This is a genomic window from Paracoccus yeei ATCC BAA-599 (genome assembly GCF_000622145.1).
GTDB classification, from domain to species: domain Bacteria; phylum Pseudomonadota; class Alphaproteobacteria; order Rhodobacterales; family Rhodobacteraceae; genus Paracoccus; species Paracoccus yeei.
In genome coordinates this window covers 16,244-30,514 of the sequence record NZ_JHWH01000023.1, presented here as the reverse complement: position 1 = coordinate 30,514, position 14,271 = coordinate 16,244, and the positions used below count along the sequence as shown (strand labels likewise).

At 69.0% G+C, this 14,271-nt stretch carries 14 protein-coding genes; 12 read left to right on the top strand and 2 right to left on the bottom strand.

The window, feature by feature from the left end; all coding sequences use genetic code 11:
* Positions 1–27 precede the first annotated feature (27 nt).
* The 12 genes from BU28_RS0113530 to der all read left to right on the top strand — a co-directional run bounded on the left by BU28_RS0113530 (position 28) and on the right by der (position 12,029).
* Positions 28–1,299: a sarcosine oxidase subunit beta family protein gene (locus tag BU28_RS0113530; protein ID WP_028719958.1), complete on the top strand. Its 1,272-nt coding sequence runs from the start codon at positions 28–30 to the stop codon at positions 1,297–1,299.
* 154 nt (positions 1,300–1,453) lie between these two features.
* Entirely contained in the window at positions 1,454–1,729 is a 276-nt protein-coding gene (locus tag BU28_RS24730) for a hypothetical protein (RefSeq protein WP_081791382.1), read from the top strand.
* 124 nt (positions 1,730–1,853) lie between these two features.
* Positions 1,854–2,186 (top strand): TfoX/Sxy family protein, encoded by a 333-nt coding sequence (locus tag BU28_RS25855; RefSeq protein WP_028719957.1) that lies wholly within the window; start codon positions 1,854–1,856, stop codon positions 2,184–2,186.
* A 3-nt stretch (positions 2,187–2,189) separates the two neighbouring features.
* The gene (locus BU28_RS0113515) at positions 2,190–2,561 is read left to right on the top strand and encodes a sarcosine oxidase subunit delta (RefSeq protein ID WP_028719956.1); all 372 of its coding nucleotides are present in this window, start codon (positions 2,190–2,192) and stop codon (positions 2,559–2,561) included.
* Complete coding sequence (locus BU28_RS0113510) at positions 2,558–5,494, top strand: sarcosine oxidase subunit alpha family protein (protein WP_028719955.1); 2,937 nt, start codon at positions 2,558–2,560, stop codon at positions 5,492–5,494. Before BU28_RS0113515 ends, BU28_RS0113510 begins: the two co-directional genes overlap by 4 nt.
* Positions 5,487–6,005, top strand: a complete 519-nt coding sequence (locus BU28_RS0113505; protein ID WP_028719954.1) for a sarcosine oxidase subunit gamma — start codon at positions 5,487–5,489, stop codon at positions 6,003–6,005. The genes BU28_RS0113510 and BU28_RS0113505 overlap by 8 nt, the downstream gene beginning before the upstream one ends.
* Positions 6,006–6,076: 71 nt before the next feature.
* Positions 6,077–6,544 carry a hypothetical protein gene (locus BU28_RS0113500; protein WP_028719953.1) on the top strand — a complete coding sequence of 156 codons (468 nt, stop codon included), beginning with the start codon at positions 6,077–6,079 and terminating at the stop codon, positions 6,542–6,544.
* 138 nt (positions 6,545–6,682) lie between these two features.
* Positions 6,683–7,282: a superoxide dismutase gene (locus BU28_RS0113495; protein ID WP_028719952.1), complete on the top strand. Its 600-nt coding sequence runs from the start codon at positions 6,683–6,685 to the stop codon at positions 7,280–7,282.
* Between the two features lie 198 nt (positions 7,283–7,480).
* Positions 7,481–8,386 carry an EamA family transporter RarD gene (gene rarD, locus BU28_RS0113490; protein ID WP_028719951.1) on the top strand — a complete coding sequence of 302 codons (906 nt, stop codon included), beginning with the start codon at positions 7,481–7,483 and terminating at the stop codon, positions 8,384–8,386.
* A gap of 92 nt (positions 8,387–8,478) precedes the next feature.
* A complete protein-coding gene (locus tag BU28_RS0113485) occupies positions 8,479–9,174 on the top strand; it encodes a tetratricopeptide repeat protein (protein WP_028719950.1) in 696 nt (231 codons plus the stop codon).
* A gap of 75 nt (positions 9,175–9,249) precedes the next feature.
* The gene (locus BU28_RS0113480) at positions 9,250–10,572 is read left to right on the top strand and encodes a PQQ-binding-like beta-propeller repeat protein (RefSeq protein WP_028719949.1); all 1,323 of its coding nucleotides are present in this window, start codon (positions 9,250–9,252) and stop codon (positions 10,570–10,572) included.
* Positions 10,569–12,029, top strand: a complete 1,461-nt coding sequence (gene der, locus BU28_RS0113475) for a ribosome biogenesis GTPase Der (RefSeq protein ID WP_028719948.1) — start codon at positions 10,569–10,571, stop codon at positions 12,027–12,029. Before BU28_RS0113480 ends, der begins: the two co-directional genes overlap by 4 nt.
* Here der and BU28_RS0113470 read toward each other — a convergent pair.
* Together BU28_RS0113470 and serS are read right to left on the bottom strand one after the other, a co-directional pair.
* Positions 12,026–12,868, bottom strand: coding sequence for a hypothetical protein (locus BU28_RS0113470; RefSeq protein ID WP_028719947.1), 843 nt, complete (start codon positions 12,866–12,868; stop codon positions 12,026–12,028). The genes der and BU28_RS0113470 overlap by 4 nt on opposite strands.
* A gap of 72 nt (positions 12,869–12,940) precedes the next feature.
* The gene (gene serS, locus BU28_RS0113465) at positions 12,941–14,233 is read right to left on the bottom strand and encodes a serine--tRNA ligase (protein ID WP_028719946.1); all 1,293 of its coding nucleotides are present in this window, start codon (positions 14,231–14,233) and stop codon (positions 12,941–12,943) included.
* Positions 14,234–14,271 lie beyond the last annotated feature (38 nt).

Genomic DNA, 14,271 nt, shown 5'->3' with positions numbered 1-14,271 from the left:
GCCCTCGACGAGTCGCGAGAGGTCCCCATGTCCGCATCCCCCACCAGAGGCACCGGCAAGTATTCGGTCTTTGCCATCGCGCGCGAGGCGATGCGCCTGCACACAGGCTGGAAGCGCGCCTGGGCCAGCCCCGAGCCCAAGAAGAAATACAAGGTCGTCATTGTGGGCGCCGGCGGGCATGGCCTGGCGACGGCCTATTACCTTGGCAAGAACCACGGCATCACCGATGTCGCGATCATCGAAAAGGGCTGGCTGGGCGGCGGCAACACCGGGCGGAACACGACCATCATCCGCTCGAACTACCTGCAGGACGCCTCGGCCGCGATCTTCGACAAGTCGCTGAAGCTGTACGAGGATCTGTCCCAGGACCTGAACTACAACATCATGTTCAGCCCGCGCGGCCTTCTGATGCTGGCGCAGACCGAACACGAGGTGCGCGGCTACAAGCGCACCGTCTATGCCAACCAGTTGCAGAACGTCGCGACCGAATGGGTCACGCCCGAGCGCATCAAGGAGATGCTGCCGATCATCAACATCGACGGGCCGCGCTATCCGGTGCTGGGCGGGCTTTACCAGGCCCGCGGCGGCACCGCGCGCCACGACGCCGTGGCCTGGGGCTATGCCCGGGCCTGCAGCGCGATGGGCATGGACATCATCCAGACCTGCGAGGTCAAGGGCGTCGAGACCGCGAACGGCCAGGTCCGCGCGGTCAACACCACCAAGGGCCGCATCGAATGCGACAAGCTGGCCATGATCGTGGCGGGCAACTCCTCGGTCCTGGCCGAGATGGCGGGCTTTCGCCTGCCGATCGAGTCGGTCGCCCTGCAGGCCCTGGTCAGCGAACCGATCAAGCCCTGCTGCGACCTGGTCATCATGGCCAACACCGTGCACGGCTATCTGTCGCAATCCGACAAGGGCGAGATGGTGATCGGCGGCGGCACCGACGGGTTCAACAACTATTCGCAGCGCGGGTCCTGGCACCATATCGAGGAAACCGTCCGCGCCCTGGTCGAAACCTTCCCGATGCTGTCGCGGCTGAAGATGCTGCGGCAATGGGGCGGGATCGTGGACATGACCGGCGACCGCTCGCCCATCCTGTCGACGACGCCGGTGGGCAACATCTTCGTCAACTGCGGCTGGGGCACCGGCGGGTTCAAGGCGATTCCCGGCTCGGGCTGGGCCATGGCGGAGCTGGTCGCGAACGGAACGCCCGGGCCGCTTGCGGCCGAATTCGGGCTGAACCGCTTCCGCGAAGGCCGCTTCATCGACGAAAGCGTCGCGGCGGGGGTCGCGCACTGATGCAACCGGCGCGCGTCCCGTCCACCCGGCCCACGACGGGCAGGCCGTTTCCCGCCCAATTCGCGGCGGGGTGGAAAAACGTGCAATTTCAATGGAACTATTCGGCGTTTCATGCTTTCCTAGGTCACGTCCCCATGACCAAGGAGTTCACTTCATGGCCGAACAGAACAAGAGCAACATGTGGCTCATCATCGGCGCCATCATCGTGGTGCTTGCCGTTATCTGGTGGTACATGTCTGCCGGCACCTCGCCCGACACGACGCCGCCTGCCGACACGGCAACGACCACCGCGCCAGCAACGACTGCACCGGCCACAACCGCCCCTGCTGGCGGCGATGCCGTCAGCGTCGAGCCCGCTGCTCCTGCAACGCCCGCCCCGACCGAGCCTGCTCCGGCCACGCCCGGCACCACTGCGCCGGCCAGCAACTAAGGGGTTCCTGCCGGCCCCCCTGGGTGCCCGCGAACCTGCTGCAACCATCCGGGGCCGGTGGGCGTTCAGCCCTTCGGCCCCGCTGCCCGCCATTCGCGCCACCCGTGCCACACAGGGGGCGCCCATGGCCCGAGATGCCCGTCTTGAAGGCGCCATGCGCCGTGATCTGGGCGCGCTGCCCGGCCTGACCGAACGTCCGATGTTCGGGGGCCTGTGCTTTCTTCTGAACCGCCACATGCGTTGCGCGATCCGGCAGGAGGGCGCGATGGTTCGTGTCGGTCCCGCCCGCCAGGCGCAGGTGCTGGCCATGACCAATCTCGCCCCGATGATCCACCAGGGCCGGCCCTCTGCAGGCTGGGTGTGGCTGGCGGGCGATTCCCTTTCCGATGACAAGACCCGCGCCCGGCTGGCTGCCCGGGCGCCTGAGACCGTGCGCGCGCTGACGCCGAAGGAGTGATGGATGCTGACCCTGACCTGTCCCTATTGCGGCATCCGTGCCGAAGAGACCGAACTGGCCCCGGGGGGCGAGGCGCATCTGAAACGCTTCGGCCCGGGGGCCTCGGACGAGGATTTCGAAGGCTATCTGTTCGCCCGCAAGAACCCGCGCGGCGTGCATTTCGAACGCTGGCGCCATGCCTATGGCTGCGGCAAGTGGTTCCTGGCCGCGCGCGACACCGTCACGCTTGAGGTTTACGGCACCTACAGGGCGCAGACCCCGTTCCCCACGCCCGAGATCGTCGCCGCCATCCAGGCCCGTCACCCGGACTGGACGCCCGATTTCGACGCCACCAGCCCGACGCCCACCTCCACCCCTGAAGGCCTGATCCAATGACCACCGAGAACGGACCCTTCCGCCTGCCGCGCGGCGGCCGCCTGATCGATCGCGCCTATCAACTGCCGTTCCGCTTCGACGGCCGCCATATGCGCGGGCTGGCGGGGGACACGCTGGCCTCGGCGCTGCTGGCGAACGGCCAGCTGATGATGGGCCGCAGCTTCAAGTATCACCGGCCGCGCGGCCCCGTCGCCAGCGGCGCCGAGGAGCCGAACGCGCTGCTGGGCCTTGGCCAGGGCGGCCGGTTCGAGCCGAACCAGCGCGCAACGACGACGCCCTTGGTCGGCGGCATGGTCACGACCAGCCAGAACTGCTGGCCCAGCCTGAACGTCGATATCGGCGCGGTGAACAACTGGCTGTACCGCTTCCTGCCGGCGGGCTTTTACTACAAGACCTTCATCCATCCCCGCGCGGCCTGGAAGCACCTGTTCGAGCCGATCATCCGCCGCTCGGCGGGTCTCGGCAAGGCCCCGACCGAGGCCGACCCGGACAGCTATGAACAGGCTTATGCTCATGCCGACCTGGTGGTGGTGGGCGGCGGCATCGCCGGCCTGACCGCCGCGCTCGAGGCCGGTCGCGTGGGCAAGACGGTGATCGTGCTGGAACAGATGCCGGTGTTCGGGGGCCGCACGCCCACGGACCACGAAGGCGGGCAGGGGTGCATCGACGCGGTCCTGGCCGAACTGCGGGCGCTGCCCAATGTCACGCTGCGCCGCTCGACGATGGCGACCGGGCTTTACGACCACGGCTATCTGCTGGCGCGCGAGGCGGTGGCCGACCACGACCCGAACGCCGGCCTGCCCCGCCAGCGCCTGTGGCGCATCCGCGCGGGCCATGTGATCGTGGCCTCGGGCGCGCTGGAACGGCCGCTCAGCTTTGCCGGCAACGACGTGCCGGGCGTGATGCTGGCCTCGGCCGTGCGCGACTTCATCAAGGATTACGGCGTGGCGCCGGGCCGGCGCATCGTCGTGGTCACGAACAACGACGACGCCTATCGCACCGCGCTGGCGGCGCTGGACGCCGGGCTTGAGGTTCCTGTCGTGATCGACGCCCGCCCGCAGGCCAATGGCGCGCTGCCCGAGGCCCTGCGCGCCCGCGGCGTGCGCGTCCTGACCGGCAGCGCCGTTGCCGGCATCAAGGGCGGCCAGGCGGTCGAGGCGGTCAAGCTCTGCGCCCATTCGGGCAGCGGCGAGGTCACCGAGACCATCGAGGCCGATTGCGTCGCCATGTCCGGCGGCTGGTCCCCGGTGGTCCATTTCTGGAGCCATTGCGGCGGCAAGCTCTCCTGGTCCGAGGATCAGGCGATGTTCTACCCCGACACCGCCCGCCCGCCGACCGGGGCGGACGGCCAGGCGATGGCGACCCCCGTGGGCGCCGCCGCGGGCGACCTGCTGGTCGCAGAGGCCACCGGCGCCGAGGCCGAGCAGCCCCTGCTGCCGGTCTGGGTCATGCCGCAGAACGCGACCCGCAAGATGAAGTTCAAGATGTGGCTGGACTTCCAGAACGACGTGAAGGTTTCGGACGTCGAACTGGCCGCGCGCGAAGGCTATGAAAGCGTCGAGCACACCAAGCGCTACACCACGCTGGGCATGGCGACCGACCAGGGCAAGGTCAGCAACATCAACGGCCTGGCCGTGCTGTCGAACGCGCTGAACCAGCCGATCCCGCAGACCGGCACCACGACCTTCCGCCCGCCCTATACGCCGCTGACGCTGGGCACCATCGCGGCCGAGGCGCGGGGCGATCTGTTCCAGCCGCTGCGCAAGACCGCGATCCACGGCTGGCACGAGGCGCATGGCGCCTTCTTCGAGCCCGTGGGCCACTGGCGCCGGCCCTATTGCTATCCGAAGGCGGGCGAAAGCCATCACGACGCAGTGGCGCGGGAAATCCGGGCGGTGCGGGCCTCGGTCGGCACGCTCGACGCCTCGACCCTGGGCAAGATCATCGTCAAGGGCCCGGACGCCGGCAAGTTCCTCGACATGATGTATACCGGCATGATGTCGACCCTGCCCATCGGGAAGTGCCGCTACGGCCTGATCTGCAATGAGAACGGCTTCCTGAACGACGACGGCGTGGCCGCGCGCCTGTCCGAGGACACCTGGCTGGTGCATACCACGACCGGCGGCGCCGACCGCATGCACGCCCATATGGAAGACTGGCTGCAATGCGAATGGTGGGACTGGAAGGTCTATACCGCCAACGTGACCGAGCAATGGTCGCAGGTCGCCGTGGTCGGTCCCAAGGCCCGCACCCTGCTGGAGCGCCTGGGCGGGACCATCGACCTTTCGGCCGAGGCGCTGCCCTTCATGGGCTGGGCCGAGGGCGAGATCGCCGGGATCCCCGCGCGCATCTATCGCATCAGCTTCTCGGGCGAGCTGTCCTTCGAAGTGGCGGTGCCGGCCAAGCGCGGGCTTGAGCTTTGGGAAAAGCTGAACGAGGCCGGGCGCGACCTGAACGTGACCCCTTATGGCACCGAGGCAATGCATGTCATGCGCGCCGAAAAGGGCTTCATCATGATCGGCGACGAAACCGACGGCACGGTGATCCCGCAGGATCTGGGCATGTCCTGGGCGATTTCCAAGAAAAAGCCCGACTATATCGGCAAGCGCGCGCAGGAGCGGTCCTTCATGGCCAATCCCGACCGCTGGAAGCTGGTCGGCCTGGAAAGCGTCGATGGCCGGGTGCTGCCCGACGGCGTCTATGCCGTGGCCCCGGGTGTCAACGCCAATGGCCAGCGCAACACGCAGGGCCGCGTGACCTCGACCTACCTGTCGCCCACGCTGAACAAGCCCATCGCCATGGGTCTGGTGCTGCACGGCCCCGACCGCATGGGCGAGGTGCTGGAGTTCCCGGTGCAGGGAGCGGAAACCTACAAGGCGCGGATCGTCGATCCGGTGTTCTATGACAAGGAAGGGAGCCGGGCGAATGGCTGAGGCGCTGGCACGAATCACCGAACTGACCGACCTGGGCATGATCCAGATCCGCGCCGATCTGGACCGGGCCGGGGACGCCATCGCCGGCGCAGCCGGGCTTGCGGTCCCGGCCCAGACCTCGGCCACCGCGGACGGCAGCCGCACCCTGCTGTGGATGTCGCCGGACGAACTGCTGCTGGTCCTGCCCCGGGCCGAAACGGCCGGGGCGCTGACCGCGCTGACCGACGCGCTGGCGACCGAACATTCGCTGGTCCTCGACGTCAGCGACATGCGCGCGGCCTTTGCCGTCGAGGGACCGAAGGCCGAACAGGTGCTGATGAAGCTTTGCCCCGCGGACATCGCGTCGATGCCCGACGATGGCGTGCGCCGCACCCGCGCGGCCCAGGTCGCCTGCGGGCTGTGGCGCACGGGCCAGGGCTATGTGCTGATCGGCTTCCGCTCGGTCGGGGATTACATCGGCGGGCTGCTCAGGAATGCGGCGCGGCCAGGGACGCATCTGGACCCGCGCTGACCTGCGCTTCGTGTCTTGTCGCGGCGCGCGGCGCGGCTATGGATGGGGCGATCCTTGCCAGAAGTTCCGCCATGCGCCGTCTGTTGCCCTGCCTGCCTCTTCTTCTGTCCCTCGCGGCCTGCGTTTCCTCCGCGCCGCCGCCGCAGCCTGCGCCGCCGCCCCTGGCGCCGGGCGCGCTGCGGGTGATGATGTGCGAGATCCGGGACGAAAGCGGCACCGGCTGGGTGCCGGGCTTTCTGATGCTGACGCGCCAGACCGCCGGCCCGCACAGCGGCCGGATCGAGGTCTTCGACCCGATCCTGCAAAATCTTGTCGGCCGTCCGGTCGCGGCCCAGGTCACCGCCGATGACGGCGCCAGCCGCAGCTATGGCTGGGCACTGTCGGGCGTGCGCAACGGCTCGGGCCAATATGCCGCGCGGCTGGACTATCGGCTGACCGTGTCGAAGTCGGACGGAGCGGCGCATGTGACGGCCGTTGCCGAAGGCTATGACAACATCATGCACGGCCAGGGCCGCTGCCTTTCGCCCGCCGAGGGCTGACCCCGGAACCCCGGGGGACCGGAACCCCGCCCCGCGCCCCGCGTTGGTGCGCCGGCGGCAGGACTTGCATCCGGGCTTTCCCCGGCGCATGTTCCATGTCAGAAACCGTTTCCGAAACCGTTGGAAAGGAAATCGAAAATGGCCTTCACGCTTCCCGATCTTCCCTATGCCCATGACGCGCTGGCCGCGGGCGGCATGTCGAAAGAGACGCTGGAATACCACCACGACAAGCACCACAAGGCCTATGTCGACAAGCTGAACGAGCTGGTCGCCGGCACCGAATGGGAAGGCAAAAGCCTTGAGGACATCGTCACCGGCACCTACCAGTCGGGCGCCGTGGCGCAGAACGGCATCTTCAACAACGCCAGCCAGCACTGGAACCATACCCAGTTCTGGGAAATGATGGCCCCGAACCCCGGCGCCATCCCGGGCGAACTGGAAAAGGCGATCACCGAATCCTTCGGCTCGGTCGAGGACTTCAAGAAGAAGTTCTCGGAAGCCGGCGTCGGCCAGTTCGGCTCGGGCTGGGCCTGGCTCGTCAAGGACAAGGACGGCAGCCTGAAGATCACCAAGACCGAGAACGGCGTGAACCCGCTCTGCTTCGGCCAGACCGCGCTGCTGGGCTGCGACGTGTGGGAGCACAGCTACTACATCGACTTCCGCAACGCGCGGCCGAAATATCTGGAAAACTTCCTGAACAATCTGGTGAACTGGGAAAACGTGGCCTCGCGCCTCTGACCCGCTTGCCGACCGAAAGGGAAAGGCCCGCCCCCGCAGGCGGGCCTTTTGCCATTCTTTCTTGTCCAAATATCCCGGGGGGAGCGTCCGGCCGGCCCCGTTCAGGGGCAGGCCGGCGCCGGGGGGCAGCGCCCCCCGCGCCGCGCTTGCCAATCCCGGGGAACGGGCGCATGAGAGGCGCCGCGAAAGGATCGGCAGATGAGCGAACGGACCAAGGGCTTCTGGGCAATGATCGGCGTCTGCGTGGTCTGGGGCCTGTCGCCGATCTTCTATCACGCGCTGGCGGGCGTCCCGGTGATCGAGGTGCTGATCCACCGCACCCTGTGGTCGCTGCTGCTGTTCGTCCTGATCCTGGCCTGGCAGGGCCGGCTGGCCGAGTTCCGGCGCGCAATGAGCGGGCGTTACCTGGGCCAGCTGGGCTTCGCGGCGGCGATGATCTCGGTCAACTGGGGGCTGTTCATCTGGGCGGTGCAGTCGGGCCATGTCATGCAAAGCTCGCTGGGCTACTACATCTTTCCGCTGGTCGCGGTGCTGATGGGCATGGTCTTTTTCGGCGAAAGGCTCAGCCCGCTGCAGGCGGCGGCGGTGATCCTGGCGGCGCTTGCGGTGCTCCTGCTGACCTGGGGCCTGGGCGTCGCGCCCTGGATCAGTCTGGCCCTGGCGGTCAGCTTCGGCTTTTACGGCATGGCCAAGAAGGCGCTGCCGATGGGCCCGGTCCCGTCGGTCGCCTGCGAGGTGGCGATCCTGACGCCCTTTGCGCTGGCCTGGCTGGCGCTGCAGGGCGCGGGCTGGCTGCCCGGCGGACTTGCCGAGCCGATGGCCTTCGGGACCGACCTGCGGGCCAGCCTGCTGCTTGCGGCCTCGGGCGTGGTCACGGCGCTGCCGCTTATCCTGTTCAGCTACGCCTCGCGCCGGCTCGAGATGGCGACGCAAGGGCTGATGCTTTACCTGAACCCGACGCTGCAGTTCTTCTGCGCCGTCGCCATCTTCGGCGAGGCGGTGACGGGCTGGCACCTGACCGCATTCGCCATGATCTGGACCGCGCTTGCGCTTTATTCCGCCGCCTCGCTGTGGCAGGCGCGGACGGCGCGCCGGCAGGCGTGATCGGGCGGGGGCCTTCGGCGCCATTGGCAAACCGGCGCAAGCCCGTATAGAACAACGCCGAACGACACGGGCGCGACCACGACGGGGACAAGATGGCCAACCAGAACGACAGCTTCATCGACGAGGTGACGGACGATCTGCGCCGCGACCGGCTGTTCCGCGCCTTTCGCCGCTTTGGCTGGATTGCCATCGTGCTGATCCTGGCGCTGGTGGGCGGCGCGGTCTGGCGCGAATACGCCGCCAGCCAGCGCGAGGCGCAGGCCCGCGCCTGGGGCGACGCCGTCCTGGCCGCGCAGGCCGAGGCCGACAAGGCCGCGGCGCTGTCGGCGGTCGACGCCCAGGGCTCGGCCGCGCGCAAGCTTCTGTCCGAGATGCTGGCCGCCGGCGCCGAGGTCGAGGCCGGCCTGTCCCAGAAGGCGGCCGAGCGGCTGCTGGCCGCGGCCGAGGGCGTCAAGGACGATCCGGTGCTGCACGACCTGGCCCAGCTCAAGGCGGTGATGGCGGCGGGGCCCGCGATGGACCCGGCCCGGCGCGACGCGCTGCTGTCGGAACTGTCCAAGCCCGGCGCACCCTTCGAGCTGCTGGCGCTGGAACAGAAGGCGGTCGCGCTGATCGGCGCCGGCCGGACCGAGGACGCGGTGGTGCTGATCCGCCAGATCCAGCAGCGGGACGGGCTTTCGGAACCCTTGCGCCGCCGCCTTGCCGAGATGATGATCGCGCTTGGCGCCGCGCCCGATCAGCCCGCCGGACCGGGGCCCCAGACCATGACCGTGGCCCCTGCCGGCTGATCGCCGCGCCATGATACCAGAACCAAGGCCGGGGACGGCCGTGCCCGTCCCGCCCGCCAACTTGAGGAGACAGCGATGACACGGTTGCCCCTGATCGCCGCTTTGGCGGGCCTGACCGCCCTGGCTGCCTGCCAGCAAAAGGATGACATCCTGCCCGGCGAAAGGCTGGACCCGCGCACCGTGCTTTCCCCCGAAAGCGGGCTGACGCAGGGGCGTGTCGCGCCGACCACCGCCGCCCTGTCGCTGCCGCCGGTGCGCGGCAACGCCGACTGGCCGCAGCGCGCGGGCGGTCCGGCACATGTCTCGGGCAACATGGCGCTGGGGGCGGGGACCAGCCGGATCTGGTCTGCCAACATTGGCGCTGCCTCGGACCGGCGCCACCGCGTCACCGCCGACCCGATCGTGGCGGCGGGGCTGGTCTTCGCGCTGGACAGCCAGTCCACCGTCACCGCCACCACCCCCGGCGGCGGCCGTGTCTGGGGCGTGGACCTGCGCCCGGCGGGCGAAAACGACCGCAGCGTGTCGGGCGGCGGCCTGGCCTTCGAGGACAACCGCGTCTTTGCCACCACCGGCTATGGCGAGCTTGTGGCGCTGGATGCCCGCACCGGCGGCGTCGCCTGGCGCCAGCGCGTCGGCGCTCCGATCGGCGGCGCCCCCACGGTCGCCAATGGCGTGGTCTATGTCATGGGCCGCGACGCCCAGGGCTGGGCCGTGCGCGCCAATGACGGCAAGGTGCTGTGGCAGGTGTCCGGCAACGACGGCATGGCCGGCGTGATGGGCGTGTCCTCCCCCGCCGTCGCCGGCTCGACCGTGGTCTTTCCCTATTCCACGGGCGAGCTGATGGGGGTCGAGCGCGACGGTGGCGGCCAGCTCTGGTCGGCCAATGTCGCGGGCACGCGGCTGGGCCGGGCCATCGGGCTGTTCCGCGACATGACGGGCGACCCGGTGATCCTGGGCGATACGGTCTATGCCGGCACCAGCTCGGGCCGGGTCGGGGCCTATGACCTGGCGACCGGCGCCATGAAATGGGAGGCGCCCGAGGGCGCGTCCAGCCCGCCCCTGGTCGCCGGCAACGCGGTCTTCCTGGTCAACGACCAGGCGCAGCTGATCCGGCTGGATGCCGCGAACGGCGGCCGGGTCTGGGCGCAGAAGCTGCCCTATTTCACCAGACAGGTCGTGCGCAAGCAGGACAAGGTCTGGAACCACTACGGCCCGGTGCTGGCGGGGAACAAGCTTTACCTTGCCGGCTCGGACGGCTATCTGCGCGTCTTCGACCCCGCTTCGGGCGCCCTGATCGGCACGGCCGAGATCCCGGGCGGCGCCGCCGCGGCCCCGGCCGTCGCGGGCCAGACCCTTTATGTCGTCACCCATGACGGCCAGTTGATCGCATACAGATGAGCTTTACCCTCGCCATCGTCGGGCGGCCGAACGTCGGCAAGTCCACCCTGTTCAACCGCCTGGTCGGCAAGCGCCTGGCCCTGGTCGACGACCAGCCCGGCGTGACCCGCGACCTGCGCGAAGGGCAGGGGCGCCTGGGCGACCTGCGCTTTATCGTGGTCGATTCGGCCGGCCTTGAAATGGCCGACGACGACAGCCTGCAAGGCCGCATGCGCCGCCTGACCGAACGCGCGGTGGACGAGGCGGACGTCTGCCTGTTCGTGATCGACGCCCGCGCGGGCGTGACCGCGGCCGACGAATATTTCGCCGACATCCTGCGCAAGCGCGCCAGGCACGTCATCCTGGCCGCCAACAAGGCCGAGGGCCGCGCCGGCGAATCCGGCGCGCTGGAGGCCTATGCCCTGGGCCTGGGCGAGCCTCTGCGCATCAGCGCCGAGCACGGCGAGGGGATGGACGATCTTTATCGCGCGCTGGTTCCGCTGGCCGAAGAATTCGAGGCCGCGAATGTCCAGCAGGCCCCCGACACCGATGTCGACGTGGCCGAGGATGACGACGAAAGCTGGCGTCCCAGCGCGGCGAAGCCCCTGCAGATCGCCGTCATCGGCCGCCCCAACGCGGGCAAGTCCACGCTGATCAACAAGATCCTGGGCGAGGATCGCCTGCTGACCGGCCCCGAGGCCGGAATCACCCGCGATTCGATCAGCGTCGCCACCGATTTCATGGGCACGCCGGTGCGCATCTTCGACACCGCCGGGATGCGGAAGAAGGCCCGGATCAGCGACAAGGTGGAAAAGCTCTCGGTCGCCGACGGACTGCGCGCGGTGCGTTTCGCCGAAGTGGTCGTCGTGCTGCTGGACGTGGGCATCCCGTTCGAGCAGCAGGACCTGCGCATCGCCGATTTCGCCGAAAGCGAAGGCCGCGCCGTGGTCATCGCCGCGAACAAATGGGACCTCGAGGACGACAAGCCGCACAAGCTGAACGAATTGCGCGAGGCGTTCGAGCGCCTGCTGCCGCAGCTCAAGGGCGCGCCGCTGGTCACGGTGTCCGCGCGTACCGGCAAGGGGCTGGACCGGCTGCACAACGCCATCCTGAAGGCGCACGAGGTCTGGAACCGCCGTGTGCCGACCGCGCGGCTGAACCAGTGGCTGGGCGCCATGACCGAGGCGCATCCGCCGCCCGCGCCCGGCGGGCGCCGCATCCGGCTGCGCTACATGACGCAGGTGAAAACCCGGCCGCCGGCCTTCGTGGTCATGGCGACGCATGTGGACAAGCTGCCCGACAGCTATCAGCGCTATCTGGTAAACGGGCTGCGGGCCGATTTCGACATGCCAGGCACGCCGATCCGGCTGACCTTCCGCGACCAGGGGACCAAGAACCCCTACAAGGACAAGGCCGACAAGATCAACCAGTCCGGCGCGCTGTCCAAGCACAAGACCCGGCAAAAGCCCAAGGCCTAGGTCGCCGCCTGCACCAGGCCAAAGACGATGACCGCGATGGCCAGGACCGCCAGCGTCGCCAGCGCCGCATTGACGGTCACGGTGCTGGCGGCCAGCGCGACCAGCCCCCAAAGCACCGCCAGGCTGAAGCCGATGGTGCGCCCCATCCGCAACTGCACGCTCAGCGCCGCAAGCGCGGCCAGCGCCAGGCCCACGGTGGCGGCCAGGGTCAGGGGCGCGCCGAGCTTGCGTTGCAGCAGGGCGATGAACAGGGCGAATGTCACCATCGTGGCCCAGCCCGCCACAAAGCCCAGGGGGTTGCTTTGTTGCCGCAGCTTGCCCTGGCGGGTGCCGCGCAGGGCGGCCGCCAGGAAGCCTGCCAGGCTGACCGCTGCGACCAGGAAGGCCGCCAGCGGGGACTTGGGAAACAGCCAGGGCCAGACTGCGCCGGCCACCAGCCCGATGATCGCCGGGGCATGTTCGGCCAGGCTGTCGTCGCGCCGGTGCAGTTCCAGGATCTGACGCGGCGGCGGCGGGCCCGAGGCGCCCGCCCGCAGCCTGCGGCCCAGCCGGTCGCGCAGCGCGGCCTCGGCCGTGCGCAGGCGCTGGGTTTCCTGCAACCGATAGGCCGCGTGATAAAGCAGCGCAGCAATGGCCAGCGCCATCAGCGACCCCATCGCCAGATTCGGGGGCCGCAGGAACAGGCCGACGATATCGACCCCGGGCAGGGGGCCGCCCGAAAGCGGATCAAGGGAAGCGGACCCCCGTGGCGGCGAGCGGGGGATCATCGCATAGGCCAGCAGGCTGGCCACGAATGCCAGCGTCGCTACAATCAGAAGATGGCCGCCAGCTCGTCTCATGCCATCGGAACGCCCGGCAGCCACGCCGGTTTCGCCCCATTGCGGAGCGGCTGACGATTAATCTGCCGGGCCTCAGGCCAGGGTGCCGTCCGCCGCCAGCCGGGTCTTGCCTCCCAGATAGGGATGCAGCGCCTCGGGCAGTTCGACCGAGCCGTCGGCCTGCTGGCCGTTCTCCAGCACCGCGATCAGCGTGCGCCCGACGGCCAGCCCCGAACCGTTCAGCGTATGCACGAACTCGGGCTTGCCGCCGCCGTCCGGGCGATAGCGGGCGTTCATGCGCCGGGCCTGGAAATCGCCGCAATAGCTGACGCTGGAAATCTCGCGGTAACGGTCCTGGCCGGGCAGCCAGACTTCCAGGTCATGGGTGATGCGGGCGCCAAAGCCCATGTCGCCGCCGCAGAGCACGATGGTGCGATAGGGCAGGCCCAGCCGTTCCAGCACGGTTTCGGCGCAGCGGGTCATGCGGGCGTGTTCCGCCATGCCGCTTTCGGCATCGGTGATCGAGACCATCTCGACCTTCTCGAACTGGTGCTGGCGCAGCATCCCGGCGGTGTCGCGGCCCGCGCTGCCTGCCTCGGACCGGAAGCATTGGCTGTGGGCGACCATGCGGCGCGGCAGGCTGGCGTGATCGACCAGATCGCCATGCACGGTGTTGGTCAGCGTCACCTCGGAGGTCGGGATCAGCCACCAGCCTTCGCGGGTCTGATAGCTGTCCTCGCCGAACTTGGGCAGCTGGCCGGTGCCGACCATCATGTCCGAAAGCACCAGGACCGGGGTCCAGGTTTCCTCGAGCCCGTGTTCGGCGGTGTGCAGGTCCAGCATGAACTGCGCCAGGGCGCGCTGGATGCGCGCGACGCCCCCCTTCAGCACGACGAAGCGGGCGCCCGACAGCTTGGCGGCTGTCTCGAAATCCATGCCGGGCTTGACGCCTTCGATCTGGTAATGCTCGCGCGGGGTGAAATCGAAGGTGCGGGGCTGTCCCCAGCGGTTGATCTCGACATTGTCATTTTCGTCCTGCCCGGGGGGGACGCTTTCGACCGGCAGGTTCGGGATGCCCATCAGCATCTCGCGCAGCTGCCCGTCCAGGGCGGCAGCCTCGGCCTGCATGCGGGCGATCTCGTCCTTCTTGGCGGACACCAGCGCGCGCAGCCGCTCGAACTCGGCCTCGTCGCCGCGGCCCTTCGCGGCCCCCGCTTCCTTGCTGGCCTTGTTCTGCTCGGCCTGGGCGGCCTCGGCGGCGCTGATCCGGGACCGGCGCTCGGCATCCAGCGACAGGATCTGCGGCGAGGCCGGGGGCAGGTTGCGCAGGCCCAGGGCCGCGTCGAAGGCTGCGGGGTTCTCGCGGATGGCGCGGATGTCGTGCATGACGGTTCCTCATCAGGTTCACGCGGCCCCAGATAGCG

Excerpts from the sequence above, each read along its gene's own strand:
- BU28_RS0113485 (WP_028719950.1), top strand. The coding sequence starts at position 8,479 with ATGGCCAACCAGAACGACAGCTTCATCGACGAGGTGACGGACGATCTG.
- BU28_RS25855 (WP_028719957.1), top strand. The coding sequence starts at position 1,854 with ATGGCCCGAGATGCCCGTCTTGAAGGCGCCATGCGCCGTGATCTGGGC.
- BU28_RS0113495 (WP_028719952.1), top strand. The coding sequence starts at position 6,683 with ATGGCCTTCACGCTTCCCGATCTTCCCTATGCCCATGACGCGCTGGCC.
- rarD (WP_028719951.1), top strand. The coding sequence starts at position 7,481 with ATGAGCGAACGGACCAAGGGCTTCTGGGCAATGATCGGCGTCTGCGTG.
- BU28_RS0113500 (WP_028719953.1), top strand. The coding sequence starts at position 6,077 with ATGCGCCGTCTGTTGCCCTGCCTGCCTCTTCTTCTGTCCCTCGCGGCC.
- BU28_RS0113515 (WP_028719956.1), top strand. The coding sequence starts at position 2,190 with ATGCTGACCCTGACCTGTCCCTATTGCGGCATCCGTGCCGAAGAGACC.
- serS (WP_028719946.1), bottom strand. The coding sequence starts at position 14,233 with ATGCACGACATCCGCGCCATCCGCGAGAACCCCGCAGCCTTCGACGCG.
- BU28_RS0113510 (WP_028719955.1), top strand. The coding sequence starts at position 2,558 with ATGACCACCGAGAACGGACCCTTCCGCCTGCCGCGCGGCGGCCGCCTG.
- BU28_RS0113480 (WP_028719949.1), top strand. The coding sequence starts at position 9,250 with ATGACACGGTTGCCCCTGATCGCCGCTTTGGCGGGCCTGACCGCCCTG.
- BU28_RS24730 (WP_081791382.1), top strand. The coding sequence starts at position 1,454 with ATGGCCGAACAGAACAAGAGCAACATGTGGCTCATCATCGGCGCCATC.
- BU28_RS0113470 (WP_028719947.1), bottom strand. The coding sequence starts at position 12,868 with ATGAGACGAGCTGGCGGCCATCTTCTGATTGTAGCGACGCTGGCATTC.
- BU28_RS0113505 (WP_028719954.1), top strand. The coding sequence starts at position 5,487 with ATGGCTGAGGCGCTGGCACGAATCACCGAACTGACCGACCTGGGCATG.
- BU28_RS0113530 (WP_028719958.1), top strand. The coding sequence starts at position 28 with ATGTCCGCATCCCCCACCAGAGGCACCGGCAAGTATTCGGTCTTTGCC.
- der (WP_028719948.1), top strand. The coding sequence starts at position 10,569 with ATGAGCTTTACCCTCGCCATCGTCGGGCGGCCGAACGTCGGCAAGTCC.